The organism is Yeosuana marina, assembly GCF_011762485.1.
Taxonomy (GTDB): domain Bacteria; phylum Bacteroidota; class Bacteroidia; order Flavobacteriales; family Flavobacteriaceae; genus Yeosuana; species Yeosuana marina.
This window is the reverse complement of record NZ_JAAKGI010000002.1, coordinates 32,068-58,835: the sequence shown is the minus strand read 5'-3', so window position 1 is coordinate 58,835 and position 26,768 is coordinate 32,068. Positions and strand designations below refer to the sequence as shown.

At 32.3% G+C, this 26,768-nt stretch carries 25 protein-coding genes; 11 read left to right on the top strand and 14 right to left on the bottom strand.

Annotated features, from left to right (window positions below; translation table 11 throughout):
* Positions 1-78: 78 nt before the first annotated feature.
* The 5 genes from G5V56_RS03175 to G5V56_RS03155 all read right to left on the bottom strand — a co-directional run bounded on the left by G5V56_RS03175 (position 79) and on the right by G5V56_RS03155 (position 6,645).
* Positions 79-573 carry a GNAT family N-acetyltransferase gene (locus tag G5V56_RS03175; protein WP_166961318.1) on the bottom strand — a complete coding sequence of 165 codons (495 nt, stop codon included), beginning with the start codon at positions 571-573 and terminating at the stop codon, positions 79-81.
* A 3-nt stretch (positions 574-576) separates the two neighbouring features.
* On the bottom strand, positions 577-1,200 hold the full coding sequence (gene trhA / locus G5V56_RS03170; protein WP_166961315.1) for a PAQR family membrane homeostasis protein TrhA: 624 nt from the start codon (positions 1,198-1,200) through the stop codon (positions 577-579).
* Positions 1,201-1,202: 2 nt separating this feature from the next.
* Positions 1,203-1,889, bottom strand: coding sequence for a DUF4294 domain-containing protein (locus tag G5V56_RS03165; protein WP_166961312.1), 687 nt, complete (start codon positions 1,887-1,889; stop codon positions 1,203-1,205).
* A gap of 176 nt (positions 1,890-2,065) precedes the next feature.
* Positions 2,066-5,725 carry an ABC transporter permease/M1 family aminopeptidase gene (locus G5V56_RS03160; RefSeq protein WP_166961309.1) on the bottom strand — a complete coding sequence of 1,220 codons (3,660 nt, stop codon included), beginning with the start codon at positions 5,723-5,725 and terminating at the stop codon, positions 2,066-2,068.
* Positions 5,726-5,760: 35 nt separating this feature from the next.
* Positions 5,761-6,645, bottom strand: a complete 885-nt coding sequence (locus tag G5V56_RS03155) for an ABC transporter ATP-binding protein (protein WP_166961306.1) — start codon at positions 6,643-6,645, stop codon at positions 5,761-5,763.
* Positions 6,646-6,950: 305 nt separating this feature from the next.
* On the opposite strand from G5V56_RS03155, the gene G5V56_RS03150 reads away from it, so the two are divergent.
* The 3 genes from G5V56_RS03150 to G5V56_RS03140 are packed head-to-tail and all read left to right on the top strand — an operon-like array spanning position 6,951 to position 9,102.
* Positions 6,951-8,039, top strand: coding sequence for a M42 family metallopeptidase (locus tag G5V56_RS03150; protein ID WP_166961303.1), 1,089 nt, complete (start codon positions 6,951-6,953; stop codon positions 8,037-8,039).
* Between the two features lie 43 nt (positions 8,040-8,082).
* Complete coding sequence (locus tag G5V56_RS03145) at positions 8,083-8,637, top strand: NUDIX hydrolase (RefSeq protein WP_166961300.1); 555 nt, start codon at positions 8,083-8,085, stop codon at positions 8,635-8,637.
* A 12-nt stretch (positions 8,638-8,649) separates the two neighbouring features.
* The gene (locus G5V56_RS03140) at positions 8,650-9,102 is read left to right on the top strand and encodes a PrsW family intramembrane metalloprotease (RefSeq protein ID WP_166961297.1); all 453 of its coding nucleotides are present in this window, start codon (positions 8,650-8,652) and stop codon (positions 9,100-9,102) included.
* Positions 9,103-9,160: 58 nt separating this feature from the next.
* Here G5V56_RS03140 and G5V56_RS03135 read toward each other — a convergent pair whose 3' ends face one another.
* Entirely contained in the window at positions 9,161-9,880 is a 720-nt protein-coding gene (locus tag G5V56_RS03135) for a hypothetical protein (RefSeq protein ID WP_166961294.1), read from the bottom strand.
* A gap of 69 nt (positions 9,881-9,949) precedes the next feature.
* Here G5V56_RS03135 and G5V56_RS03130 point away from each other — a divergent pair, with 69 nt between their 5' ends.
* From G5V56_RS03130 to G5V56_RS03115, 4 genes are all read left to right on the top strand, one after another.
* Complete coding sequence (locus G5V56_RS03130) at positions 9,950-10,234, top strand: PrsW family glutamic-type intramembrane protease (RefSeq protein WP_317166394.1); 285 nt, start codon at positions 9,950-9,952, stop codon at positions 10,232-10,234.
* A 124-nt stretch (positions 10,235-10,358) separates the two neighbouring features.
* The gene (locus G5V56_RS03125) at positions 10,359-10,838 is read left to right on the top strand and encodes an acetyl-CoA carboxylase biotin carboxyl carrier protein subunit (protein WP_166961288.1); all 480 of its coding nucleotides are present in this window, start codon (positions 10,359-10,361) and stop codon (positions 10,836-10,838) included.
* A 1-nt stretch (position 10,839) separates the two neighbouring features.
* A complete protein-coding gene (accC, locus tag G5V56_RS03120) occupies positions 10,840-12,282 on the top strand; it encodes an acetyl-CoA carboxylase biotin carboxylase subunit (RefSeq protein ID WP_166961285.1) in 1,443 nt (480 codons plus the stop codon).
* Between the two features lie 49 nt (positions 12,283-12,331).
* Positions 12,332-13,882, top strand: coding sequence for an acyl-CoA carboxylase subunit beta (locus G5V56_RS03115; protein WP_166961282.1), 1,551 nt, complete (start codon positions 12,332-12,334; stop codon positions 13,880-13,882).
* Between the two features lie 30 nt (positions 13,883-13,912).
* Here G5V56_RS03115 and G5V56_RS03110 read toward each other — a convergent pair whose 3' ends face one another.
* The 4 genes from G5V56_RS03110 to G5V56_RS03095 all read right to left on the bottom strand — a co-directional run bounded on the left by G5V56_RS03110 (position 13,913) and on the right by G5V56_RS03095 (position 16,240).
* A complete protein-coding gene (locus tag G5V56_RS03110) occupies positions 13,913-14,524 on the bottom strand; it encodes a DEAD/DEAH box helicase (RefSeq protein WP_166961279.1) in 612 nt (203 codons plus the stop codon).
* 114 nt (positions 14,525-14,638) lie between these two features.
* Positions 14,639-15,211, bottom strand: a complete 573-nt coding sequence (locus G5V56_RS03105) for a YceI family protein (protein WP_166961239.1) — start codon at positions 15,209-15,211, stop codon at positions 14,639-14,641.
* A gap of 22 nt (positions 15,212-15,233) precedes the next feature.
* Entirely contained in the window at positions 15,234-15,587 is a 354-nt protein-coding gene (locus G5V56_RS03100; protein WP_206285864.1) for a nuclear transport factor 2 family protein, read from the bottom strand.
* A 95-nt stretch (positions 15,588-15,682) separates the two neighbouring features.
* Positions 15,683-16,240, bottom strand: coding sequence for a Crp/Fnr family transcriptional regulator (locus G5V56_RS03095; protein ID WP_240911203.1), 558 nt, complete (start codon positions 16,238-16,240; stop codon positions 15,683-15,685).
* A gap of 119 nt (positions 16,241-16,359) precedes the next feature.
* Here G5V56_RS03095 and G5V56_RS03090 point away from each other — a divergent pair, with 119 nt between their 5' ends.
* The gene (locus G5V56_RS03090; RefSeq protein WP_166961233.1) at positions 16,360-17,565 is read left to right on the top strand and encodes a multidrug effflux MFS transporter; all 1,206 of its coding nucleotides are present in this window, start codon (positions 16,360-16,362) and stop codon (positions 17,563-17,565) included.
* A gap of 2 nt (positions 17,566-17,567) precedes the next feature.
* On the opposite strand, the gene G5V56_RS03085 is transcribed toward G5V56_RS03090, so the two are convergent.
* The 3 genes from G5V56_RS03085 to G5V56_RS03075 all read right to left on the bottom strand — a co-directional run bounded on the left by G5V56_RS03085 (position 17,568) and on the right by G5V56_RS03075 (position 21,150).
* Positions 17,568-18,086 (bottom strand): DinB family protein, encoded by a 519-nt coding sequence (locus tag G5V56_RS03085; RefSeq protein WP_166961230.1) that lies wholly within the window; start codon positions 18,084-18,086, stop codon positions 17,568-17,570.
* Between the two features lie 3 nt (positions 18,087-18,089).
* On the bottom strand, positions 18,090-19,856 hold the full coding sequence (locus tag G5V56_RS03080) for an ABC transporter ATP-binding protein (protein ID WP_166961227.1): 1,767 nt from the start codon (positions 19,854-19,856) through the stop codon (positions 18,090-18,092).
* Positions 19,857-20,145: 289 nt separating this feature from the next.
* Entirely contained in the window at positions 20,146-21,150 is a 1,005-nt protein-coding gene (locus G5V56_RS03075) for a c-type heme family protein (protein ID WP_166961224.1), read from the bottom strand.
* 153 nt (positions 21,151-21,303) lie between these two features.
* Between G5V56_RS03075 and G5V56_RS03070 the strand changes: the two genes are divergently transcribed.
* Positions 21,304-21,918: a fumarylacetoacetate hydrolase family protein gene (locus tag G5V56_RS03070; RefSeq protein ID WP_166961221.1), complete on the top strand. Its 615-nt coding sequence runs from the start codon at positions 21,304-21,306 to the stop codon at positions 21,916-21,918.
* 120 nt (positions 21,919-22,038) lie between these two features.
* Here G5V56_RS03070 and acs read toward each other — a convergent pair whose 3' ends face one another.
* The gene (acs, locus tag G5V56_RS03065) at positions 22,039-23,946 is read right to left on the bottom strand and encodes an acetate--CoA ligase (RefSeq protein WP_166961218.1); all 1,908 of its coding nucleotides are present in this window, start codon (positions 23,944-23,946) and stop codon (positions 22,039-22,041) included.
* A gap of 236 nt (positions 23,947-24,182) precedes the next feature.
* Between acs and G5V56_RS03060 the strand changes: the two genes are divergently transcribed.
* Both G5V56_RS03060 and G5V56_RS03055 read left to right on the top strand, forming a co-directional pair.
* A complete protein-coding gene (locus G5V56_RS03060; RefSeq protein WP_166961215.1) occupies positions 24,183-26,102 on the top strand; it encodes a DUF294 nucleotidyltransferase-like domain-containing protein in 1,920 nt (639 codons plus the stop codon).
* Positions 26,103-26,765, top strand: a complete 663-nt coding sequence (locus G5V56_RS03055) for a 3'-5' exonuclease (RefSeq protein ID WP_166961212.1) — start codon at positions 26,103-26,105, stop codon at positions 26,763-26,765.
* Positions 26,766-26,768: the final 3 nt, after the last annotated feature.

Sequence of the window (26,768 nt, the reverse complement as noted above, 5' to 3'; positions counted from 1 at the left end):
ACAGATTGCTTCGTTTCTCTCGCAATGACGAAGTAATCACATAAATAATAAAAACTAAAAATTAAACGATGATTTTATTTACACCAATACCTTCTCCATTTTATAATCGTCCATCACAAAACCATTACCAATATCTGTAATCGCTTCTCCTACCCTTTTAAAGTCCATAGCTTCATAAGCTGCAATCGATTTACTATTATACTTATTAACACCTAAGGTTATAGACTTACACGTCTGCTCTAAAGCGCTCTTTTGAACAAAATCCATAGCTGCTTTCCCTATTTTTTTGCCCCGATAGCCTTTTGATACATAAATCTTGCTTAAAAATAAGCTATCATCTTGTTTTATAAAAGACAGATAACCAATAGGCTCATCATTAAAATGAATTAAAAAATACTGATACCCCTCGTTATGTTGCGAATACATCGCCTCAGCAGATTGAAAGTTTTTAAGCATATACTCTACTTGTTCTATGCCGATAATTGGTATATAATGTTCGCGCCAAATAGCATCTGCTAGTGTTTCTATAATCTTAAAGTGCTGTTTGGTAGTGGCTAATATAAAGTTGATCATAAATTAAATAACATATAAAAAAATCATAAAAAAGTGACAAATAGCACCCGCTAACACAAACAAGTGCCAAATAACATGATTATATGGAATACGATGTATTGCGTAGAAAACAATACCTACCGTATAAGCCATTCCTCCTGCAAACAACCATAAAATACCGTTACCCAAAGCGTTTGACAAGTTTGCAAAGTCGAAAATCACTAACCAACCCATAAACAAATACAGTGATGTAGAAAACGCCTCAAACCTGCCTGTAAAGAAAAGTTTCAAAATAACTCCGAAAGCTGCTATGCCCCAAACAATCCAAAATAGTGTCCATCCCATACTATGGCTTAAAGTAATAAGCAACACAGGGGTGTATGTACCAGCTATTAACAGATAAATACTAATGTGGTCAATTATGCGAAAATAATGTTTGTTTTTTTCGCTCTTTACCGAGTGATATAATGTTGAAGCAGAAAACAAAATAATAATTGAAAGACCATAAACAATAACACTAAAAAGGCTCCAATCTGATTTATGTGTATTGAAAACAATGAGCAAAACCAGAGCAGCAATACCTAACATAGCTCCAAAAGCATGTGTTAGGGCATTTAATTTTTCTTCGAAAAGAGATTGGGTTTTCATACCTACTTTTTATCTGGTTCTTTATTATGTAACCACTTATCTGTCAATTCGTAAAAATCATATTTTACCGCAGGTTCTTGGCGTTCTAATACACCGCTCATAAAATTACGCTGTAAAATATCTTCTATTAAGTAATCTTCCTTAACATTCATCGGGTCAAATCCCTCCTTCAATGACAAATCAAACATACTCGCGGTGGTATTATACCAAAATGCAGTCCAGCCACTTTTAAGTTCTTTTAATAAATCAAAGGTTGTTTCACCTGTTTGTCTATGAATAAGCTTAATTAATATTTGTCCTTCTGTTCGAGAGAATTTTTTAAGTTTTTCTGAAAATTCGCCTTCTATATATTTTTGAATCATTTTGGTATAGCGGCGTTTTTCTCCCTTTGTTTTTAATTTTTCTAAGCGCGCATTTAAGGAATCCAATCGGTCTGCCGCCATTTTTGCATACGGATAAACTTTGATAGTTTTCCGTCTTAAAATTAAATATCTAAATCTATCCTCACGACTATCAAACTTTAACTTATTAAGCAGATATACTTCTTTAAGATCGATAGTCTCTCTTGGCACAGAATCGCCTTCAACAATATAATAGTCATACTCAGTTGAATCTTTGACAACAGGATTTCTTTCTTGTGAAAAAACAAGAAAAGGACATAAAAAAATGATATAACGCAGATAACTCATATATACAAAAAACAGCTTTTTTTATTATTCAAAATTAACAATTTAGAGACTTTTAAACTCTTAAAAATTAATAATTATTGTATTTAGTTTTTAAAAGATAGACTTTAGCTTCTATTAAAAAAAATGCGCAAAAAAAATCAAGTTTTTGCGCATTTTTTTGAGAATTAATTGATATCCTAGAATTCTCGTCTGTTATCATCAGACTTGGTGTCAATCAATTTATTATAAGGGTCTACCCCTACTTCTGTTGGCTTTTCATCTACTATAATGCTGAGCTTATTATTAATACTAGTTATTTTATGCTTTTTTAAATACAACACTTTTTCTTTCTTTTTGCCAAGAGAATCCACCTCTTTGGCAAATATACCAATATCAATATAATCTTCTAATGGAACCGATAATTCTGGTTTTTTCATGTTCTCTGTTTGATAACTTAAGGTATCACCCTCTTTTAAACCGTAATATTTTCGTCCTTTTTCATTATTTCTGTACTTGCTCACATTAAATTCCATATCAACTTGGTATTTACCATTGTCTAACTCTTTTGAGCTTACATCAACAATTCTGTTTGAATACAGTGTAATGGTTTCAAACATATCATGAATAACATACTGTAAACTATCTGGCGTTGCTTGCTTAATAAAATTGACCATTTCAACGGAAGTGGTATATGGTGGATCTTGAAATTTTACTTTTTTGACATACTTTTTTAAGGCATTATTTAAGGTGTCTTCACCTATATAATCACTTAATGCATAAAACACAAGAGAGCCTTTTTGGTAACGTATATAGCCTTGTCCATCGTTATACATCAATGGCTTTTCCCGTTTACTTTCAAAGGTACGTTGGGTTAAATAGTCGTCTAATGCTTTCTTTAAAAATTTACGCATCTTGGTTTTTCCTTGTTGATGTTCTAACACTTTTAGGGAAACATACTCTGATAAACTTTCAGACAACATCGTGGCTCCCAATACATCGGCTCCAATAACTTGGTGTGCCCACCACTGATGTGATACTTCGTGTGCAGTTATAGCAAACGGATAATCGACACCGCCTTCATCTGTATCATCTACATCAGCTATAAAACCTACACCCTCAGAATACGGAATGGTATTAGGAAACGATTGCGCAAAACTTCCACCAGTTCTTGGAAATTCAACAATACGTAATTGTTTATGTTGATATGGACTAAAGTTTTTTGAGTTATAATCTAAAGACGCTTTCATACCAGCCATCATTCTATCTAAATTATACTCGTGTCCTTTGTGATAATAAATCTCTAAATTAACATCATGCCATTTGTCTTTTTTAACCTGATATCTAGCCGAATTAAAGGCATAAAAATTTAAAATTTTACTATCCATTTTATAATGAAAATAGTGCCTGTTGTCTTTCGTCCATTCATCTAATAAATAACCAGGAGCGATTGCAATCTGATCTGGAGATGTACTTACGGTCGCTTCAAAATCAATCCAATCAGAATCTTTTGAAATATAAGTATTCCCTAAGGCTGTTGAATCTGTAGGAGCCGGTTTTAAATCATTTTTGGGTAAACCATACTTTTTCCTAACTTCATTATCCTGTAACTCACCACCCGTATTATATCCTAAGGATGGAAACATTTGAAAATTATTTATAAACGTTCCGTTTTCTAAAACTGGTGAATTTTTATTCAACCATGTATTGGTTTTATTATGAACTGTAAAACGCAAAGTTAAAGAGTCACCTGGTTGTAATGCCTCTTTTAATCTGTAAATATTAAATTTATAGACACTGTCTTTGGAAACTAATTCATTAGACTTACTAAACTCAAAAGTACTCGGATAGTCATTGTAATTTAATAACAAACTATCAATAGCCACATCAGATTTATTGACCATAACATAGGTTCCATCTGCATCAAAATTGAGTTGCTTTGGAAATATATTCACATTACAATTTACAGATACAATTCTTGGCTGTATAGCATGTTCATACTTCTTATAGGTTTTTTCAAAAGTAACAGCTTGTTTTTCCTTTTCTTTTGAAGACGTTTGCGTATTAACAATATTGTTTTCATAATATATTAAAGAACCCAAACCAATAAAAGCAGCAAAACATAACATAAAAGCTATCAAAACAAAGCCTTTAAAACGAGAGTTTGCAATAGCTAGTCGTTCTTTAAATGAATGGGGCAACCCTCGAACCCAAAACAAGGCTGAAATGCATAAAAACAGTAACCCATTAAATAGCCAATATAATTTATGGACCACGTAAGGTGTTAGCGTTGAGCCATATCCATTCATATCTGAATATTGAAATCCAGGAGCTTGATTATACTTAAAAATAGACTGCTCAATACCTGCCAATGATAAAAAAGGAATACCAATAGAAATCACTAACAGCACAAACAATCCTAGATATACATTGCCTATAATAATTTGAATAACCAAAGATAACAAGGCCCAAATAACAAAGCCAATAAAATTTAATACATACAATTCATATAAATAATGACCTATTTCAAAATTATAATACCCATGATATATTTGAATTGTCATACCTCCTATCATTATAACCAATAACATGACAACTTGCATTTTTAATAACGCGACAAACTTTGAAACTAATAAGGTCCAATTAGGAATTGGGGTCACATCGATTAAATGATTCATATTATCAAGTTTTCCTCTGTGAACCAACATTCCTGCATATAAAAAAGTTAGAATATTAATGAATATAGAAAACGTATTCCCTGGTATTAGTAGCATTTGCCAGGTAACCGGATAGGTTTTGGTACCAAACAACTCTCCTAATGCCGTAGAAGATATGAGTATAAAAATTAAACCAACTAAAACAATACTAATAAACGGCCAGCTTTTTATAATGTATTTAAAGTCGATATTTGACAGTTTCCAAGTGATTTTTAAATTTTGAATGAAGGAGAAATCAAAATCAACCTTAGGTAATTGAATTCTTGTAATACCTCCAAAATTACTTTTTGTAGACCGCTCTCCTTTTATTTTTTTCCATGAAAACGACAACGCATTTTGAGAAAAGCTAAAGTATTTGTAAACCAATCCGAATACAACAGAAGCAACTCCTAACCATATGAGTCGGTTATAAAGAATAACCCCTTTAACAGGTAACATGAGCTCATTTTGCTCCGCTACCGTCCAATATCTTGTATAATAATTTGCCGCTTGTGACCCAAACGGATCAAGAAGTGCTGAAATTAAGCGATTCTCTGGGTCTGATAGTAAATTCTCTAAAACTCCTTGGATAAGCATCAATAATACAACGATTATAAAACCAGCGGCTATATTTCTTGTATACGTTACCACCGCAAAAACAATAGCTCCAAACAGTAAAATATTAGGAATTATATATACAAAATAAGCCTGTACATACGACATCAAAATAAAAGGACCTACAATATCTTGATTCGTTCCTGGTAACCTAAAACCTATAAATATTCCAAGTCCTATCACTAAAACGATAATTGTGACTATGGTAATACCTGACAAAAATTTAGCAAATAAATAATGTGCTTTTGAAAATGGATACGAATATAAAATAGTGTGCATTTCGGTTTTATAATCTCTATAAATAGAAACGCCGATAATGGAAGGAAATAAAAAGAAAACAAACGTCGTTAGTCCATTAAACAAACCAACAACGCTTGTTGGTGAGTTTACTATTTTTGAAGAACCTGTTGTAACCGTTAAAAAATCAAAAATTCCAGCAGCACTCGCTGAAAAAAACAAAGCCAGCAATAAAAAAATTGCCATGTAAATGTAAAAAGCAGGTTTTTTAAACCAGTATTTTAATTCGTGAATATATATTGTAGAAAACATGTATGTGTGTTTTGATTAGTAAATAATGACTTTAATTAAGCAAGAATAGGTTCTTCTTTTAAAGCAATAAAATACACGTCATCTAACTGAGGAGAAGCCTCTTTAAAATCGGCTGCAGGTTGTTCCATAGCATGAACACGAATGTTTAAAGTATTATCTTGGTTGTAATTAGATGACAACACTTTGTACGCCGTTTCCATAGCTTCCAATTCGTCACGTTCAATCACCTTTGTCCAGATTTGCCCTTTAATTTCTTCTGTTGCCAAAGCAGGCGTTGTGTGTTTTAAAATTTGTCCTCCATTTAAAATAGCCATTTCGTTACACAACTCTTTAACATCATCAACAATATGGGTAGAAAAAATAACCGTACAGTTAGTTCCAACTTCTCGCAATACATTTAAAAACCGATGACGCTCAGCCGGATCCAATCCTGCAGTAGGTTCATCAACAATAATTAATTTTGGATTGTTAAGCAGTAATTGTGCAATACCAAAACGTTGTTTCATACCACCAGAATATCCTGCTACGTCTTTCTTTCTAACATCATATAAATTGGTAATCTCTAAAACCTCTTTAACCAATTTTAACCTGTCTTCTTTTGATTTTACCCCCTTTAAAGTAGCAAAGTAGTCCAGTAATGCTTCGGCCGACATTTTAGGGTATACACCAAATGACTGTGGTAAATACCCCAATATTTTACGGAGAGCCATTTTATCTTCAAGTACATCAATATCACCAAATGTGATTGAACCAGAATCCGGACTTTGCAGCGTCGCTATCGTTCGCATCAACGATGATTTACCAGCGCCATTAGGACCAAGCAATCCAAACATTCCTGCTCCAATTTCTAAATTTAAATTGTCAATAGCTTTAACGCCATTTTTGTAAGTCTTTGTTAAATCTTTAATGATGAGTTTCATAAGGATATTTTATTTTTTAAAGGTCATGTGGTATCGATTTACTCAAATATATTGGTGCTAATTTATCTAAAACAAAAAGATGCCTTCCTTAATGAAAAGCATCTGTATTTTAGGATAATATTTTTTGTTAGTAATTTGATATGACTATTTTAATTAATAATAATTAAGTAGTTAGTGTGAAAATAGTAATTTTTGTTACATTAAACCTTGTTCAATTATTAAAACTGAATAAATCCTCTTATTTTTACATCATAAATCTTTTATAAAACATCCCAAAGAACAGGGAACTAAATAAAATAGTACGTATGTCAAAAAAATCGATATTAAATAAAAAATCAATGGATTTTTTAGAAGCCTATTTAAATAATGCAGCACCTACAGGCTATGAATGGACAGGGCAAAAATTGTGGATGGATTATTTAAAACCTTATGTAGACGAATTTATTACAGACACTTACGGAACAGCCGTTGGTATTATTAATCCTGACGCGAAATACAAAGTAGTTATTGAGGGGCATGCCGATGAAATTTCTTGGTACGTAAATTACATCTCAGACAATGGATTGATTTATGTCATTAGAAATGGCGGAAGTGACCACCAAATTGCACCGAGTAAAGTGGTTAACATTCATACTAAAAAAGGTATTGTAAAAGGGGTTTTTGGTTGGCCAGCGATACATACCAGAGATAAAGCAAAAGAAGAAGCCCCAAAACCTGACAATATTACTATTGATATAGGAGCTAAAGACAAAGATGAAGTTCTTAAAATGGGCGTTCATGTAGGTTGTGTAATTACCTATCCGGATGAATTTCATATTCTTAATGGTGATAAATTTGTATGTCGTGCCTTAGATAACAGAATGGGAGGATTCATGATTGCTGAAGTGGCGCGTCTTCTTAAAGAAAACAAGAAAACATTGCCTTTTGGGTTATACATTACCAATTCTGTTCAAGAAGAAATTGGTTTGCGTGGTGCCGAAATGATAACCAATAGAATAAAACCAAATGTAGCTATAGTAACTGATGTTACGCATGATACGACTACACCAATGATTGAAAGGAAAAAAGAAGGTCATTTAGAAATTGGTTTAGGTCCTGTAGTAGCCTATGCTCCTGCTGTACAACAAAAATTAAGAGATCTTATTACTGATACGGCCGAGACTAACAAGATTCCGTTTCAACGCTCAGCGTTATCGCGTGCCACAGGAACAGATACGGATGCATTTGCTTATAGTAATGGAGGTGTCGCATCTGCTTTAATTTCGTTACCGTTGCGTTATATGCACACCACCGTTGAAATGGTACATAAAGACGATGTTGAAAACGTTATCAAATTAATTTACGAAACCTTGTTAAATATTAAAGACGGAGAAACATTTAGCTATTTTAAATAGTAGTTCGTTCTGGCTTTAATGAATAGTATATTGATTTATAATTATGGTTGATGAATATATTGACATAGTCAATGAAGACGGTACAATTACTGGCAGAAAAACCTTAAAATCTGAAATTCATGCTAAAGGATATTACCATAATACAGCCCATGTTTGGTTGTACACCAAAGATGGTAATATCCTATTAGCACAGCGTTCTGCCTCAAAATCTATTTGTCCGTTGCTTTGGGACGTATCTGTCGCTGGACATGTTGATGCTGGGGAATTAATAATTCATGGTGCTTTAAGAGAAGTTAAAGAAGAAATCGGGTTAACACTTACTCCAAATGATTTACAAAAAATAGGAGTTTTTAAATGTTTTCAATCTTATCCGTCAGGCATAAAAGATAATGAATTCCATCATACTTATATTGCAGAGCTTAATGTGCCGCTTTCCAAACTATCACCCCAAGAGGAAGAAGTTGAAGATTTAAAACTGGTTTCTTTTGACGTATTTCAAGAACTGATAAATAACATAGGAGACAACAATCACTTTGTAGCCAGCAACAAGTCATACTACGAATTTGTATTAAAAAGCATCAAAGAAGTAGTTGAGTAATCGGTTATAAATATGAATTTATTAATCTTTGCATTAGCTCCTGTTCTGGCGATAATCGTCTACATCTATCTTAAAGATAAATACGAGAAAGAACCCAGACGCTTATTGTTTTATAACTTTTTGTTTGGTGCTATTGTAAGTATCATCATTACCACCGTATTATATTTTGTTTTTAATATCATTTTACCACTGCCTGATAAGTACAGTATTTTTCAGCAGTTTATAAAAGCTTTTTTTGTTGTTGGTCTAACTGAAGAATTTAGTAAATACATTATTGTTCGATACTATGCCCAACCAAAATCTGATTTCAACGAGCCTTTTGATGGCATCATCTATGCTGTCATGGTATCCATGGGTTTTGCAGCTATAGAAAATATCACCTATGTTTTTCAAGGCGGAATTCAAACAGCATTATTAAGAGCATTTACTGCGATACCTGCGCATGCTACGTTTGTAATGCTTTAGGGCTGTATAATGTGTGAGTGTTTATTGAGTAAGAAGTAATTAAATGTTTTTTAAAAAATTATTTAATTATCGTTTCTAAGGCTTTTTCTAATAACAAAGTCAAACCATAATCAACACCAACCCTAGTAACTTTATTAATTATATCAATACCTTTATATCTAATTTTTGCAAAACACCAACTTAAAGCATTTTTAATTTGTTTTTGTGTTAATTGGGTAATATTACTATTTAGGTATTTAATTTCTTGGATGATTTCATCATTATCTTCATCACTATCTTCTAATTCAACAACTACTGCATTTAAGAAATTTGTGATTTTTACTTGTTGATTATATTCTAGTGGTTTATCATCATTATCGTCTTCTATGAATTTAAAACTATTGAATATTTCATTTTGATAATGTTTAAGAACATTATTATATGGGTGAATATTTATATTTTGGTAGATTGATACAAGATGTATCCAAGCTTTAATATTATCTTTTATTCTAGTACCAGTTGATTCAGTCGTAAATTTGTTTTCTGAAATTACATTTGAATTTTTAGGGGTATGTGTTATATCATAATATACTTTCCCTTCTTTCAAAACTGGATTTTGAATTGCGTATTTAAATGAAGAATTATAATCAATATCTTCAACCACTATGCATAAATCATCATCAAAAGTTATTCTAACTAAATCGCTATTCAAATTAACTTGACTCCTAATTATTCCAAAAGTTGATTGAATATTATTTAAATACGAATAAGGATAATTTTTAAAATTCATATTTTTCATATGGTTCTATTTATTTAGCCCTAAAGATAATATAAGAAAATACATATGTAAGGGTTTTCTTTTAAACATATTCAACAAGTTTTTAACAATACACCCACAAATTTATTCTACTCATTTGCTTTACTCATGGGCTATTATATGGGGAAAGCTAAATTTTCAAACAACAGAATTTTATTAAATCTTACTGGTTTACTTTTAGCAATCCTATTCCACGGAGCCTATGATTTTTTCTTGTTTATTGATTTTGTTCCGGGTATTGGAATTGGTGCATTTATATCCTTAGCAATTGGCATTATAGTATCTCGTAAAGCTATTAAAAGGCATCAGGAACAAAGTAATTTTAAAATTTCTTAACGGCTTAAACCACAAAACACAATATCCTTCTTGAGTTAAGATATTGATAGTTATAGATTTATAATTATACTATGTTAGTTGTGTTTTAATCTTTATATTTATATCAAACTAAACTTTTATTTCTATGCATTTTAAAGCCACAGTTAACTCAGAAATAGATTTTGACCTTACAGCAAAAGACCTTGAGACGTTAGACATTATTTCAAATTTAGAAAACACGTATCATATTCTTCATCAAAACAAATCGCATCAAGCAGAAATTATACACTCGGATTTCAATGAAAAGCTATATAGCGTCAAAATAAACAATAATTTATATAGTATCAGTATTTCCAATCCTTTAGATCTATTAATTAAAGACATGGGATTTACTTTAAATTCAACAAAACATATTAGTTTAATAAAAGCGCCAATGCCAGGACTTATATTAGATATTAATGTATCGGTAGGTCAAACAGTCAATGAAAATGATGCGCTACTTATTTTAGAAGCTATGAAAATGGAAAATGTTTTAACGTCTCCTAGGCAAGGTATTATTAAATCCATCTCCGTTAAAAAAGGAGATGCTGTAGAAAAAAACACCTTACTAATAGAATTTGAATAGTATGAAAAAAATATTAGTTGCAAATCGTGGAGAGATAGCCATTAGAGTTATGAAAACGGCTGAAAAAATGGGTATTAAAACTGTTGCAGTTTTTTCAACTGCGGATAGACACGCACCTCATGTTAAATTTGCAGATGAAGCCGTTTGTATTGGCGAACCACCATCTACTCAATCGTATTTAAGAGGTGATAAAATTATTGAGGTAGCAAAACAATTGCATGCAGATGCTATTCATCCAGGCTATGGTTTTTTAAGTGAGAATGCCGAGTTTGCGGAATTATGCGAACAAAACAATATCGTATTTATCGGTCCTCGATCAAAAGCTATCAAAATTATGGGTAGTAAACTGGCTGCTAAAGAAGCCGTAAAACATTACAATATTCCTATGGTACCGGGTATAGACGAAGCTATAACAGATATTTCAAAAGCCAAAGAAATAGCCAAAGAAATAGGCTTTCCTATTTTAATAAAAGCATCAGCCGGTGGCGGTGGAAAAGGCATGCGGATTGTTGAAAAAGAAAACGAGTTGGAGTCACAAATGAATCGTGCTATTAGTGAAGCAACATCTGCTTTTGGAGACGGTTCCGTATTCATTGAAAAATATGTAACCTCGCCAAGGCATATTGAAATTCAAATTATGGCTGATAGCTATGGTAATATATTGCATTTTTTTGAACGCGAATGCAGTATTCAAAGACGGCATCAAAAAGTAGTTGAAGAAGCGCCATCATCAATCTTAACACCAGAGCTAAGACATAAAATGGGAGAAGCTGCTGTTTTGGTAGCAAAATCATGTGATTATTTAGGCGCTGGAACGGTTGAGTTTTTATTAGATGCCGATCGCAACTACTATTTTTTAGAAATGAATACCAGACTTCAAGTTGAACATCCCGTTTCAGAAATTATTTCAGGTGTCGATTTAGTTGAACTACAAATACGAGTTGCTCGTGGTGAAGCCTTGCCTATGAAACAAGACGATTTAAAAATTCATGGTCATGCTTTAGAACTGCGAGTATATGCTGAAGATCCTTTAAATGATTTTTTACCAAGTGTTGGTCATCTTGACACTTATAAACTGCCTGTTGGTAAAGGCATTAGGGTTGATAATGGTTATGAAGAAGGTATGGATATTCCTATTTATTACGACCCGATGCTTTCTAAACTTATCACCTATGGCAAATCACGTGAGGAAGCTATTCAATTAATGCTTAAAGCCATAAGTGACTATGATGTTCAAGGTGTTAAAACAACGCTACCCTTTGGCACATATGTTTTTGAACATGAAGCCTTTCGCTCGGGTAATTTTGATACCAACTTTGTGAAAAAACACTATGAGCTAGAAGCAACAAAAGAGCATTTAAAAGTAGAAGAGAAAATAGCTGCTTTAATCGCTTTAAAAAAGTATTTGGAAGACCAGAAATTAGTTCGTTTACCAAATTCATAAGTTTATATATCAGATAAGGAGTCCTTAGAACCTATTAATACACCATTAAATGAAGTCAAAAGAAGACAAAATTAATATGTTGAATGATTACATTGCTCAAGCACATTTGGGTGGTGGACAAGAACGTATTGAAAAACAACATGCTAAGAAAAAACTAACTGCCAGAGAACGCATTGCTTATTTATTAGATGAAGGGTCTTTTGAAGAAATCGGCATTTTAGTAACGCATAGAACGACAGAATTCGGCATGCAAGATGAGATTTATTTTGGGGATGGTGTTGTTACTGGATATGGCACCATCAATACAAGATTAGTCTATATATATGCACAAGATTTTACAGTTTTTGGCGGTTCTCTTTCGGAAACTCATGCAGAGAAAATTTGTAAAATCATGGATTTAGCACTTAAAGTTGGAGCGCCTATTATTGGATTAAATGATTCTGGTGGAGCACGTATTCAAGAAGGTGTTCGTTCATTAGGCGGGTATGCAGAGATTTTCTATAAAAATGTTCAGTCTTCTGGTATTATCCCGCAAATATCTGCTATTATGGGGCCATGTGCTGGAGGTGCCGTGTATTCACCTGCTATGACCGATTTTACGTTAATGGTAGAGCAAAGTAGTTATATGTTTGTAACGGGTCCCAATGTTGTTAAAACAGTAACTAACGAAAATGTTACTTCAGAAGAACTTGGAGGTGCAACAACACATGCCACAAAATCCGGTGTTGCTCATAAAACCTCTGCCAATGATATTGAATGTTTAGAAGACCTTAAAACCCTATTAAGTTATATTCCTCAAAACAATAAAAAAACAACGGAGAATTTACCGTATAAACTGAATGATGAAATAAGAGAGGTTTTATCAAATATTTTACCCGATAATGTTAATAAACCTTATGATATGCATGAGGTTATAAAAGGTATTATTGATGAAGATTCTTTCTATGAAATTCATAAAGATTATGCCGAAAATATTATTGTTGGTTTTAGCAGAATTGCAGGACGAAGTGTGGGTATTATAGCCAATCAACCCATGTTTTTAGCAGGTGTTTTAGATGTAAATAGTTCCAAAAAGGCAGCTCGTTTTACACGTTTTTGTGACAGCTTTAATATTCCGTTATTAGTATTGGTTGATGTTCCTGGTTTTTTACCTGGAACTGATCAAGAATGGAATGGCATTATCGTTCATGGTGCTAAATTATTGTATGCGCTAAGTGAAGCTACAGTACCAAGAGTTACTGTTATTACGCGTAAAGCCTATGGTGGTGCTTACGATGTGATGAATTCTAAACACATTGGAGCTGATTTGAATTTTGCTTGGCCAAGTGCAGAAATTGCTGTAATGGGAGCTAAAGGCGCTAGTGAAATTATTTTTAGAAAAGAAATTGCTTCTGCTGAAAATCCAGATGAAAAATTAGCTGAAAGAGAATCTGAATATGCTGATACCTTTGCTAATCCATATACTGCTGCCAGACGAGGTTTTATTGACGAAGTTATCTTACCAAAAGATACGAGAAGAAAACTTATAAAAGCCTTCTCTATGCTAGAAGATAAAATTATTGAAAAACGCGATAGAAAACATGGAAATATTCCTTTGTAATTTTAATCAAATATAAATTAGCATAATTTGCTATGTTATATCAATTATTTGAGCATTACTCATAAATGAATCTTGCCAACGTTCAAAACGAGTATCAAATTTATTAGAGAAAATAAGATATTGACATCTTTCTATGCTTTCGGGAGTTCTTGAAACATCAGCAAAATTATTGTTCCTAAATAGAAATTCTGCGTCTTCAATAACAAACATTTGAAGCTTATTTAGGTTAATACCGTTTAAATAAAATATTTTATTTAAACGCTTTGGGGTTGCAATAACAATATCGGTTCCTAAGTAAATTTCTTCGCGTTGCAGTTCAATATTATGTTCATCATAAGCACAATAAACCCGCAAATCAGTTCCTTTTTTATATGTATTGAAGAGATCTGCTAAGTCTAATGCAGCTTGCTTATCTTTTACAAAAATCAAAGCTCGCGGCGCATCTTCAAACGCATTTTTTAATTTATTAATGATACTTATTACTATACTTGTGGTTTTTCCTGAATCGTTTGGTGCTATTACAAATAAACTATGACCGCCCTTTATTTTAGAAAGAATTGCTTTTTGAAGTGGTTTTGGCTTCGTAATCGCATTTTGTGTTAAAGCATTTTTAAGTGGCTCTATTAATTTTTTAAAAGGCATAGTTTTTTATATAGAGAACAAAGATAGTCTTTTAAAAATGGCACTTAAAACTTAGAAAACAAAAAAAGCGTTCTGTTAGGAACGCTTTTAAATACTATTAATTAGTTACTCAAATTAAAAGACCAAATCTGATACTAAATCAAATTCGTCATAAATAGCTTTATCTTTTAAATTATCAAAGAAACTGGTAGAACCATATCTTACATCATATTTTGTTCTATCAATTTTTAAAGAAGCAGTGGCTTTACTACCGTAAATTGAAATTTTAAAAGACACTGGGTTTGTTATCCCTTTAATCGTTAAATCTCCAGTAACATCATATGAATTTTTACCTGAAGCTTTCACATCTGTAAACACTAATGACGCAGTAGGATGAGTTGCAACTCCAAAGAAATCATCAGATTTTAAATGACCTTCTAATTTTCCTTTGTATTCACCTTCTAAATCTGTACACACTAAAGATGTCATATCTATTACAAAATTACCTCCAACTAATTTATCCTCACTAAATTCTAATGAACCCGATTCAATACCAATATGACCTTCGTGAGAGCCTGTAACTTTATACCCTTTCCAAACAACTTTACTTTCTTCTGTTTTTACTTCCTTTATCTCTTTTTCAACAGTTGTAAAAGAGAATGCTGCAAATGCAACAATAACTGATGCTGTTTTAAATAAATTTTTCATAATTTTTCTTTTTTTAAATGATTTAAGATTCGTAATACAATTTTTCCTTAATAATTTTTCCGTCTTTCCAATTCTGAACTGCTACCTGAGTAAAGTTTTTAACTCCTAACTCTTTATGTGTATAATCAAAATGCCATTCAACCATTGTGGTTTGTTCTCCAACAGCAAGGTTTAATGGTTTAGCACATCTGAACTCAGTTATGGCAGCGAAAAAATCTTGTTTTCTTTTTCTATTAATTTCTTTCCCAATACATTCTGGATTATCATTTTCTTGAATTACAACATCATCATGATAAAACGCTTCGAAAGCCTCTAAGGAATTTCCTTGAAGAATCATATCATTAATAGTGCTTATTTTTTCAATCAATGTTTTCAAAATACCAGTACTTAATATTATGATACAAAGATCTCGAATAAGTCTAATGAGAAAAATAACGTAGTTTATTAAATGATGTTAATCTAGTTTAACATTTACTGTTCCAAGATGAGTTGGCTCTTTATTTTGCTGAGAAATTCTTTAGTAATACCGAGGTAAGAAGCTATCATATACTGTGGAATACGTTGTTCAATTTTTGGATATTCATTTCTAAAATACAGATACTGTTCCTTTGCAGAAAGACTAAAACTTCTCACAATTCGTTTCTGTGACGCAACTAATCCCTTTTCAACGATTTGCCTGAAGAAGCGTTCTAGTTTTGGTATTCTAATATATAAATCTTCAATAATTTCTTGAGAAAACATAATGAGTTCTGTGTTTTCTAAACATTGCACATTAAAATCTGCTGGCGTTTGGGTTATAAAACTCCCTATGTCTGAGGTCCACCAATCTTCTATAGAAAACATAACAATATGCTCCTGTCCGTCTGAATCCATAAAAAATGTTTTTGTGCAACCCGAAACCACAAAACCTGTGTATTTACAAACATCACCATGTTGTACAATATATTGTCCTTTTAAATACTTTCTATACAACAATTTAGACGAAAGAATATCTTCTTCATCTTTCGATAACGTAATAAAATTGCTCATGTATTTTAAAAGTGGCTCTATATTCATCTTAGAATAAATGGATTAATTGCTGTTGACAAATTTAATAATTAATAAGACTTAATTAGTATTAAAAATATTGAAACCATTACTTTTGCGCCATGCAAACTAAAAACACTTTTGAATATGAATTTATAGCTTTAATGGCCTCTTTAATGGCTATTGTGGCGTTAACTATTGATGCATTATTACCTGCCTTACCTAATATAGGACATTCTCTCGGTGTTACCAAAGAGGTTAACAATCAGCTTCTAATAACTATGATATTTTTAGGAATTGGATGTGGGCAGCTTTTTTTCGGTCCGTTGTCGGACAGCTTTGGAAGAAAACGTATTGTTTTCATAGGGTTTGCTGTATTTTTTATTGCCAGTATTATCTGTGTTACTACCAAAAGTTTTGAGATGATGCTTTTTGGTAGAATTTTGCAAGGTGTCGGGCTGTCCTCTCCGAGAACTATGAGTATTGCTATCGTAAGAGATTCTTATAGTGGAGATTACATGGCTAAAATATTATCTATTGTTGTTATGGTGTTTATTTTAGTGCCCGTAATTGCACCAACATTAGGACAGTTTTTACTTCATTTTTATAATTGGGAATCTATTTTCTATTTTAACTTAATATATTGTTCTATAATTATCTTTTGGTTTTGGAAACGACAACCTGAAACCTTACCCAAAGAAAAACGAATAAAATTTTCATCGCACCTTTTTATTGACGGACTCAAAGAGTTTATAAAATATAAGGATGCTATTGGATTTACCATTATTTCTGGATTTATCACAGGCTCATTTATGGTATATTTAAGTACGTCTCAACAAATCTTTGAAAATCAATATGACTTAGCAGATATGTTTCCCTACATTTTTGCCAGTTTAGCAATTTCCATTGGGTTAGCGACCTATTTAAACAGTGTTTTAGTAGTTAAATATGGTATGATGCAAATGGCATTTGTTTCTGCTATTGCCTATGTAGCAATATCATTATTATATGTGTTTTTGTTTTGGTCTGGCAACAACCCTAGCATATACGTGTTAGTCGGTTTTTTTGCTTTACAGTTTTTTGCCATTGGGTTTTTATTTGGGAATTTAAGAGCCTTAGCCATGGAGCCTTTAGGACATATTGCAGGAATTGGTGCAGCGATTAATGGTTTTGTATCAACTGTTTTAGCAGTTCCTATTGCTAATTACATTGGTAATTTTGTTAAGACTTCTGTTTTACCGTTATTTATTGGGTTTTCTGTTTTTGGGATATTGTCTTTAATAGTATTTATGGTATTAAAGAGAAACACACCTCTTCAAACTGCTTAAATTTAAAGGTAACGCTCTTTTATAATATCCAAATGCCACAACTCATGGCCTAACACAATAAAAGCTGCTGCTCTGGCAGACATATCATTACCACTGGCATTGCCCATTTGTTTTAAATCAATTTCTGTTAAACTTTTTAGTAATACTATAAAACTCTGTCTTGTTATATGATATTCTTCAAGTAATTGTTCTATAGTTTTTTGATTTGCGTTTGATGGTTGTATATAGTCATTTTGCTCAAAACCTGCCAAAGGCGTATGGTCATGTCTTGCGATTCTAAAACAACGATACATAAAAACACGTTCGGTATCTATTATATGCTGAAAGACTTCTTTAATAGTCCATTTATCAGGAGCATATTTATAATTTAATTTATCGTTGGAAATTGCTCTAAAAAATGATGACACCGTATTAAAACCCGTTTCAAACCCTTCAATTAAAACTGTATTTTTCAGTATTTTATTTATATAACCACTGTAAAAGGTTGCATACTCTACTGTTTGCATATCTTGTATAACCATAACTTATATTTTTGCTTGATAGGTATATAAATCATAATAACGTCCTTCTTTTGCTATTAATTGATCATGATTTCCTTGTTCAACAATTTTTCCCGCTTCAATCACTAAAATCTGGTCTGCTTTTCTAATAGTGCTCAACCTATGTGCAATGACTATGGTGGTTCTATCTTTTATTAATTGAGTTAAACTTTTTTGAATTAAAGATTCACTTTGAGTATCTAAATTGGAAGTTGCCTCATCTAAAATAATAATTTTAGGATTTGCTAAAATAGCTCTTGCAATAGCTAAACGTTGACGTTGTCCACCTGATAATTTAACGCCTCGTTCACCTATTAACGTATCTAAACCATCATCAAAACGATCTGTAAATTCGTTTACATAGGCTGCTTTAACAGCATTTTGTAAGTCTTCTTCTGAAGCATCAGGTCTGGGAAACATAATATTTTCCCTTATAGTTCCTTCAAATAAAAACTCATCTTGTAAAACAACACCTAAATACTTTCTATAACTACTTAAATTCACTTTTGATAAATCCTTATTGTCAATGGTAATGATACCAGATTTAGGATTCAAAAACGTTGCTGACAACCCAGCAATGGTAGATTTACCCGAACCTGAACTTCCTACTAGAGCAGTCACAGATCCTGCTGGTGCTTTAAAACTTATATTGTGCAAGACATTTTTACCTGTTTCATAAGCAAACGATACATCGTTAAATGTTATCTCCCCTTTAATGCTTTCTAAATTTATGATTCGCTCTTCATTATCTTCCTCAGCAGTCATATTCATTAACTCTTCGGTTCGGTCTAAACCTGCTAATGCTTCAGTTAATTGGCTTCCTATATTACTCATTTGAACAATGGGAGCTATCATAAAACCAAGTATCAAAGTAAAGAATAAAAAGTCTCCCGTAGTCATTTCACTTTGCATCATATAATAGCCACCAATTCCCATAATACCCGTGGTCGCTATTCCAATCAAAAAAGTTGAGGAACTGGTCATAAATGCTGTAGCTGTCAAGCTTTTTTTAACGTTTTGAAATAACTTTTCAACGCCTGCTTCAAACACGGCACTCTCTTGCGCTTCTGCATTAAAAGCTTTTATAACCCTTACTCCTGCCAATGTTTCGGTAAGTCGTCCCTTAACTTCGGCATTGATTTTTCCTCTATTTCTAAAAATAGGCCGAATATATTTAAACGCTCTTAACGCGATATACCCAAATATTGAAAGCGGCACAAATACAAAAAGCGTCATCCATGGATTTAGCTTTATCAAAATTATTAAAGAAACAATCGCTGTAAATGAACCACCTACTAATTGTACCAAGCCAGTTCCTATCAAGTTTCTTACGCCTTCTACATCACTCATAATACGAGAGACCAAGGCTCCCGATTTAGTATTATCAAAAAAGCTAATGGGCAAAGACAGTACTTTTTTTTGCACTTTAGCTCTCAATTCACTTATTAAAAATTGTGCTTGTACACTTAATATACGGGTTAATAAAAATGATGAAACTGCCTGTACAGAAATCGCGGCTATGACTATGCCTATTAAATAATATAACTGAGTATGATCTTTATTTGGCACGACCTCGTCTAACAATACTTTACTTTGCCATGGCAATATTAAACCTGCCAAACTTCTAATAATAATTAAAATTAGACCAATAAATACCAAATTTTTCCGTGGCCAGATAATAGTTTTAAAAGCCTGAGCCATGGTTACTTTTTGCTTAGATTTATTTTTTGAATCGTTTTTTAAATGTTGCATGAATTTTTTTTTGAAAGAATAGGGGTCAAAAATAACCAATTTTAGCAGGAGCACTATTAATAAAAATAAAAACCACTTTTAAAAAAAGTGGTTTTATTATTAAATGTGTATTACAACTTGCTAAGTTCTTTTTGCTTTTTTAGCTAGTTTTGCTGCTTTTTTCTCTTTTGGAGTTAAAACTGCCTCTTTTTTTACATTTTTCTTAGAGTCTAATGATTTTGCCATAATTGATGCTTTTAAATTCTATGCATAAGATAAACAAAAACTAGATAGGGATTAAAAAAACTTCTTAATTACTTTTTTTATTAAAAGTGATACTCCAAATACCTCTTATCTCATTTTCTTTATAACCTGTAGCTAAATCATTGGGGTAAAGTTTTGATATTCTGTCTTGAACCTCAGGACGTATATCGTCTTTTGTTCCATGACATTTCAAACACATAGTGTTTGTTGGAATTGGAAAATAAAAATGCACGCTATTAGCCTCTTCAATAACTATAGGTTTCGGTTCTTTTTTTGCTAAGGCATTAGCTTTAAATGCTGCTATGTATTTTAATTCTTCTTCGTTGGCTTTATTATTGGGGTTTCTGTTTTTATCGGACACTCTTTTGATATTTGCATCGAATTTAACAGACATACTATCTGTTAAAGGCATTGCTTGTATATTGCAAAACGCTAAAGCCGCTTCAGTTCCTTCCTTTTGAATGGTTCCCATTAAGTTTTTTCCTAATACTTTTTTTGTTTCCAAAGCATATTCCAATCCTATATCTGTATACGTTTTAACCTCATCTTTATTTTGATCTTTAAGTTGGTATCCCATTTGATTATAGTTTGAATTCCCGTGACCTTCCCAATGCGACTTAAACCATTCTGGCTCATCTATTTGATAATCATACATGAAAGCTGCTATTTTCTCAATGGTCTCTTTTGGAAACACTTGTTTTGGCATCACACCGAATTTTTTCACAGCACCAAACATCAACGCTTTTTCTACCGTTGGATTTTCTACAAAATGTCCTACGGCTTGTATAAACTCATCTCTTGAATAGCCTTCCATGTTAATATATCTTGCCTTAATTGCAGCCATAGGAGGAGCAATACGACCCGTTACTTCTGGAGCAATTGGACTATGACATAAATAACAGTTTTTCTCTAGTAATTCTTTACTTTCTCTTGCGTCGTAACTATTTTTTTTTAAAATCACTATCTCTTTTTCAGATGTAGTATTATCTGATTTTTTCCCTTTGCAAGCAGTAACCATTACTACAATAACTAATAAAAATACTATTCTCATCTATTAAATTTTTCTCAAAAATAGAGTCTTAGATTAACGTACTTAGTAACCTTAGTTACAAAGAACTATTATTTTTAAAATGTTATTAAACACTTTAATGTGATACCTTTAATTTAGTATTTTTATTGCTATAATTAAATAGTACTTTTTAAAATGAAAATAATAGGAATTGGAAAAAACTATGTAAGCGATAAAACTGAAATAAAAGGGCTTAAAACAGGAGCTCAAACCATATTTACAAAACCAGAATCATCATTAGTTACAGGTAATAAAAATATTGTGTATCCTAAAGTTACCAAGCAACTTGCTTATGAAGTTGAATTGGTTATAAAAATTGGTAAACAAGGAAAGGATATTGAATTTGAAGATGCTGCATCGTACATTTCAGAGATTGCAGTTGGTATTGATTATACTGCCAAAGATGTACTAAGTGCTAGTAGAGAAACTAAAGGGCCATGGGCATTGGCTAAAGGATTTGATGGTGCTTCTCCCATTTCTAATTTCAAACCAGTTTCAAATTTCCAAGATTTAAATAATATTAATTTTGACCTTGTTATTAATGGAGAGAAAAAGCAAGTTGGTAATACCAGTTTTATGATTTATAACTTTAATGAAATCATTTCTTTTGTGTCTTCTTTTATGACCTTAGAACCTGGAGACCTCATCTTTACAGGAACTCCCGCATCAGGAACTGGTTTAAATGTAAAAGGTGATCACTTACAAGCATCTATTGAAGGTGAGTTGTTATTGGATTTTAAAATAGTTTAATCGTAAAAACTATAGATATTTAGTACTCTCAAGGTTTAAAACACCTTTAAAACGTATTGGGTTAATATAAAAAAAGCACCATAAGAAATGGTGCTTTTTTTAACTTTATTTTAAACTTATTTACAAAGCATTATCAATAATTTCCTGCACAACTTCAGGATTTAGTAAGGTAGATGTATCACCTAAATTACTCATATCTTTACAAGCAATTTTTCTTAAAATACGACGCATAATTTTTCCACTTCGTGTTTTGGGTAGTCCGCTTGTAAACTGAATTTTATCAAGTTTTGCAATCGGTCCGATATGTTCTGTAATAATTTGATTAATCTCATTGCGTACATTATCATGAACCCTTCCTTCTCCAGTTTCTTTCAAAATAACATACCCGTAAAGCGCATTTCCTTTAATATCATGAGGGAAGCCAACAATAGCAGATTCGGCAACGGCTGGATGCTCGTTAATTGCATCTTCAATAGGTGCTGTTCCTAAATTATGACCAGAAACAATAATAACATCGTCTACGCGACCAGTTATTCTGTAATAGCCTACTTCGTCACGTAAAGCACCATCACCAGTAAAATATTTATTTTCATATGCTGAAAAATAAGTATCCTTATACCTTTGATGGTCACCCCAAATCGTGCGTGCTATAGACGGCCACGGAAACTTAATACACAAACGCCCTTCAACCAAATTCCCTTTTAACTCTGCTCCTTCTTCATCCATTAAAGCTGGTTGAATACCTGGAAATGGTAAAGTTGCATACGTTGGTTTTGTAGGTGTTGCAAATGGTATTGGAGTAATCATAATACCGCCTGTTTCAGTCTGCCACCACGTATCAACAATAGGACTGCGCCTTTTTCCAATCGCATCATTATACCAGTGCCATGCTTCTTCATTAATCGGTTCTCCTACAGACCCTAATACTTTTAAAGATGACAAATCATGTTCTTCAGTAAATGAAATATTTTGTTTTGCTAATGCACGAATAGCCGTTGGTGCTGTATAAAATTGGTTGACTTTATGTTTGGCTACAATTTCCCAGAAGCGTCCAAAATCTGGATAATGTGGCACTCCTTCAAACATAACTGTGGTAGCGCCATTTGCTAAGGGACCATAAACGATATAACTATGCCCTGTAATCCAACCAATATCTGCCGTACACCAATACACATCGTCTTCTTTATACTGAAACACATTTTTAAACGTGTAAGCTGTGTACACCATATAACCCGCGGTAGAATGCACCATGCCTTTTGGTTTTCCTGTTGAGCCGGACGTATACAAAATAAATAACGGGTCTTCAGCATCCATGATTTCTGGCTCACAATCTGCAGAAGCTTTGTCTAATAGTGGTTGCAACCAAACATCGCGTCCGTCTTTCATGGTTACTTCTGAATTAATTCTGTTCACCACCAACACATTTTCAACACATGGACATTGCTCTAAAGCTTCATCAACAATACCTTTTAAATCTATGGTTTTTGAACCACGATATGACCCGTCTGCAGCAAGCACCAATTTACAGTCGCTATCATTAATACGCGTTGCTAACGCTGTTGAAGAAAAACCAGCAAACACTACCGAATGAATCGCTCCAATTCTGGCACAAGCAAGTAATGAAACCGCTAATTCAGGAATCATAGGTAGATAAATACAAACACGATCGCCTTTTGAAATACCCTGAGCTTTTAACACATTCGCCATCTTACAAACACGATTGTGCAATTCGTTATATGTGATATATTGTGCAGTTTCATCAGGATTATTGGGTTCGAAAATAATCGCCGTTTTATTACCTTTTGTTCTTAAATGCCTATCAATACAGTTTTCGGTAATATTTAATTTAGCCCCTTCAAACCACTTTATTTCAGGTTTTGAAAAATCCCAACTCAACACATTATTCCATTTTTTGCGCCACATGAAATGTTCTTCGGCAACCTCTTCCCAAAAATTCTCTGGATCTCTAACAGATTTCCTATAAACTTGATAATATTCTTCTAAATGTTTAATGTGATAGTTACTCATGATTTTATTTAATTTGGTTTAATTTTTTGTTGATATGATTATAAGTTGTTAATATGATTGCAGTATTAGTAAATATGTTTCAGAAAAAAAATGAAGTTATCAAAATAGTAACAATAAATCAAATATAAAATATTTAATCACTCCCTTTTTTTCAAATCCTATTTTAATTCTTTGTATTCACTTCAAAAACACTTTACACAAAAAATTTATTACCCACTATTTTATAACTTAGCAGTATGAAAAACTCTATTGCAGATCGTGTTTTTGATTTTTTAAAAAAATATCCTCCTTTTAATCTTTTAAAAAATGATGACTTGTTAGAAATATCAAAACAAGTATCTATTATATATCTAGAAAAAGGAGATACTGTATTTAAAAAAGGTGATGATTTTAATACTGATTTTTATTTGGTTAGAAATGGAGCGGTGACATTATTTCATACTAATAGCAACAATGAACAAGAGGTCTTAAACATTTGTGATGCTGGTGATGTTTTTGGTGTTAGACCGCTCATTACCAAGGAAAATTACAAATTAACAGCTACTGCTAATGAAGAATCAATAATTTACGCCGTCCCTATTGATATTTTTCAAACGGTAACAAGTGATAACGCCAGTGTTTATAAATACTTAATTACAGCGTTTGCAACGAATGCTTACGATCCATACACGGCAGAGGAAACCGGAAAAATTTTTGTTGATTATTTACCCCATACCTCTCAGGACATGGTCAATTTTCAATCTGCTAATTATACTAAAAGGCCTATAACTTGTAATATTGATTCAACCTTAAAAGATGCTGCTATTAAAATGAGTACTCACAAAATAGGATGTATTATTGTTACCAACGAGCATGAATATCCTATGGGTATCATTACAAATAGTGATATTAAAAATAAAATTGCTACCGGCTTATTTCCCATAGAGACATCAGTAAGTTATATTATGAGTTCTCCTGTAATAACGGCTAAAAAAGGCCTAACTGTCGCCGATGGGCAATTGCAAATGATAAAACACAATATCGGTCATTTATGCATTACAAAAGATGGCACAGCAAATTCCAGACTTATTGGTGTTTTAACACATCACGATATTTTGGTGTCACTAGGAAACAATCCATCCGTAATATTAAAAGCCATCAAGCGAGCTAAACGAACCAGAAAACTTAGAACAGCACGATTAAAAGCCAATAACTTATTAAAAAGTTACCTAGAGCAAAACATTCCACTATCTCATATCATAAAAATTATTTCTCAAATTAACGACACTGTGACTGCTCAAGCCATAGTAATAGCTTTAAAAAAAATGCCTACACCACCTCCTGTATCTTTTTCGTGGATGGCAATAGGAAGTCAGGGACGAAAAGAACAATTACTTTTTACAGATCAAGATAATGCCATTGTTTTTAATGATGTTTCAGAAAGTAAGTACAAAGAAACGCAAGACTATTTTCTAAAACTTGCCAAATTAGTTACTAAGTCTTTAAATAAAATAGGGTTTGAATATTGTGAAGCAGATATGATGGCTAGCAATCCAGAGTGGTGCAAGTCTTTAAGCGAATGGAAATTACAATTTAAAGATTGGATTTTAAATCCTGATGAAAAAGCAATACTCCTGTCATCTATATTTTTTGATTATAGTCATGTATATGGGGATGAAAAATTAATTGACGACTTATCAGATTCCATTTTTGAAAACTTAAATAAAACCTTATCATTTATAAAATTTCTAGGCATAGAGGCTGTAAAAAGTCCATCACCTCTTGGTTTTTTTAAACAATTTTTAGTGGAACAGGATGGCGAACAAAAAGATCTTTTCAATATAAAAAGTAGAGCTATGATGCCATTAATTGATGCAGCAAGATTACTTATCTTGAATAATAAAATAAAAGGCATCAACAACACCTCTGAACGTTATGAAAAATTAGCAGAAATAGATCCTAATAATAAAGAACTATATGAATCTTGTTCGTATGCGTTTAAGGCGCTCTTAAAGTTTAAAACAAAACAAGGCATCTTGCTTAATAATTCTGGAAAATTTATCGAGTTGAAAACATTAACCAAAGAAGAACAATTAAAACTGCGTCGCTGCTTTAAACCAATACACGAAATTCAAGAAAGCCTGAAATTACGCTTTGATTTAAAAAATTTTATATAAATGAAGCTATCGTGGTTCAATAAAAAGACACCTACATATCCGGATTTTTGGAACGACTATCTTGATTGTTTTAATGACACTAAAAAAGGTGATATCCAGAATACACGTTTTATTGCTTTAGATACTGAAACTACTGGTTTTAATATCAAAGAAGATCGGATTTTATCCATTGGAGCCGTTTCTTTTATTGAAAAAAAAATCCAAGTAAACAATAGCCTAGAGCTCTATTTGGAGCAAGATATTTTTAAACCAGAAACCGTTGAAATACATGGTTTAATGAAAAAAGGCTTACTAGAAAAAGTTACTGAATTAGAAGCCATAAAACTATTTTTATCCTACATAAAAAATGCTGTTTTAATAGCTCATCATGCCAATTTTGATAAAAATATGATTAATGAAATGCTTTTAAGACATGGTTTGGATGAACTAAAAAACGAATTTATAGACACTGGAATTTTGTATAAAAAATCTAAACACATTATTTATCAGAGTACACTAAAACCCATCTCCTTAGACGACTTATCAAAAGAACTAAATGTTCCTTTAGTAGATCGTCATACCGCTACTGGAGATGCTCTTATAACAGCCCTTGTTTTCTTAAAAATCTTAGCTCGTTTAGATAAACGCAAACACCTTAAATGGGACTATTTATTGAACAAATAGTTT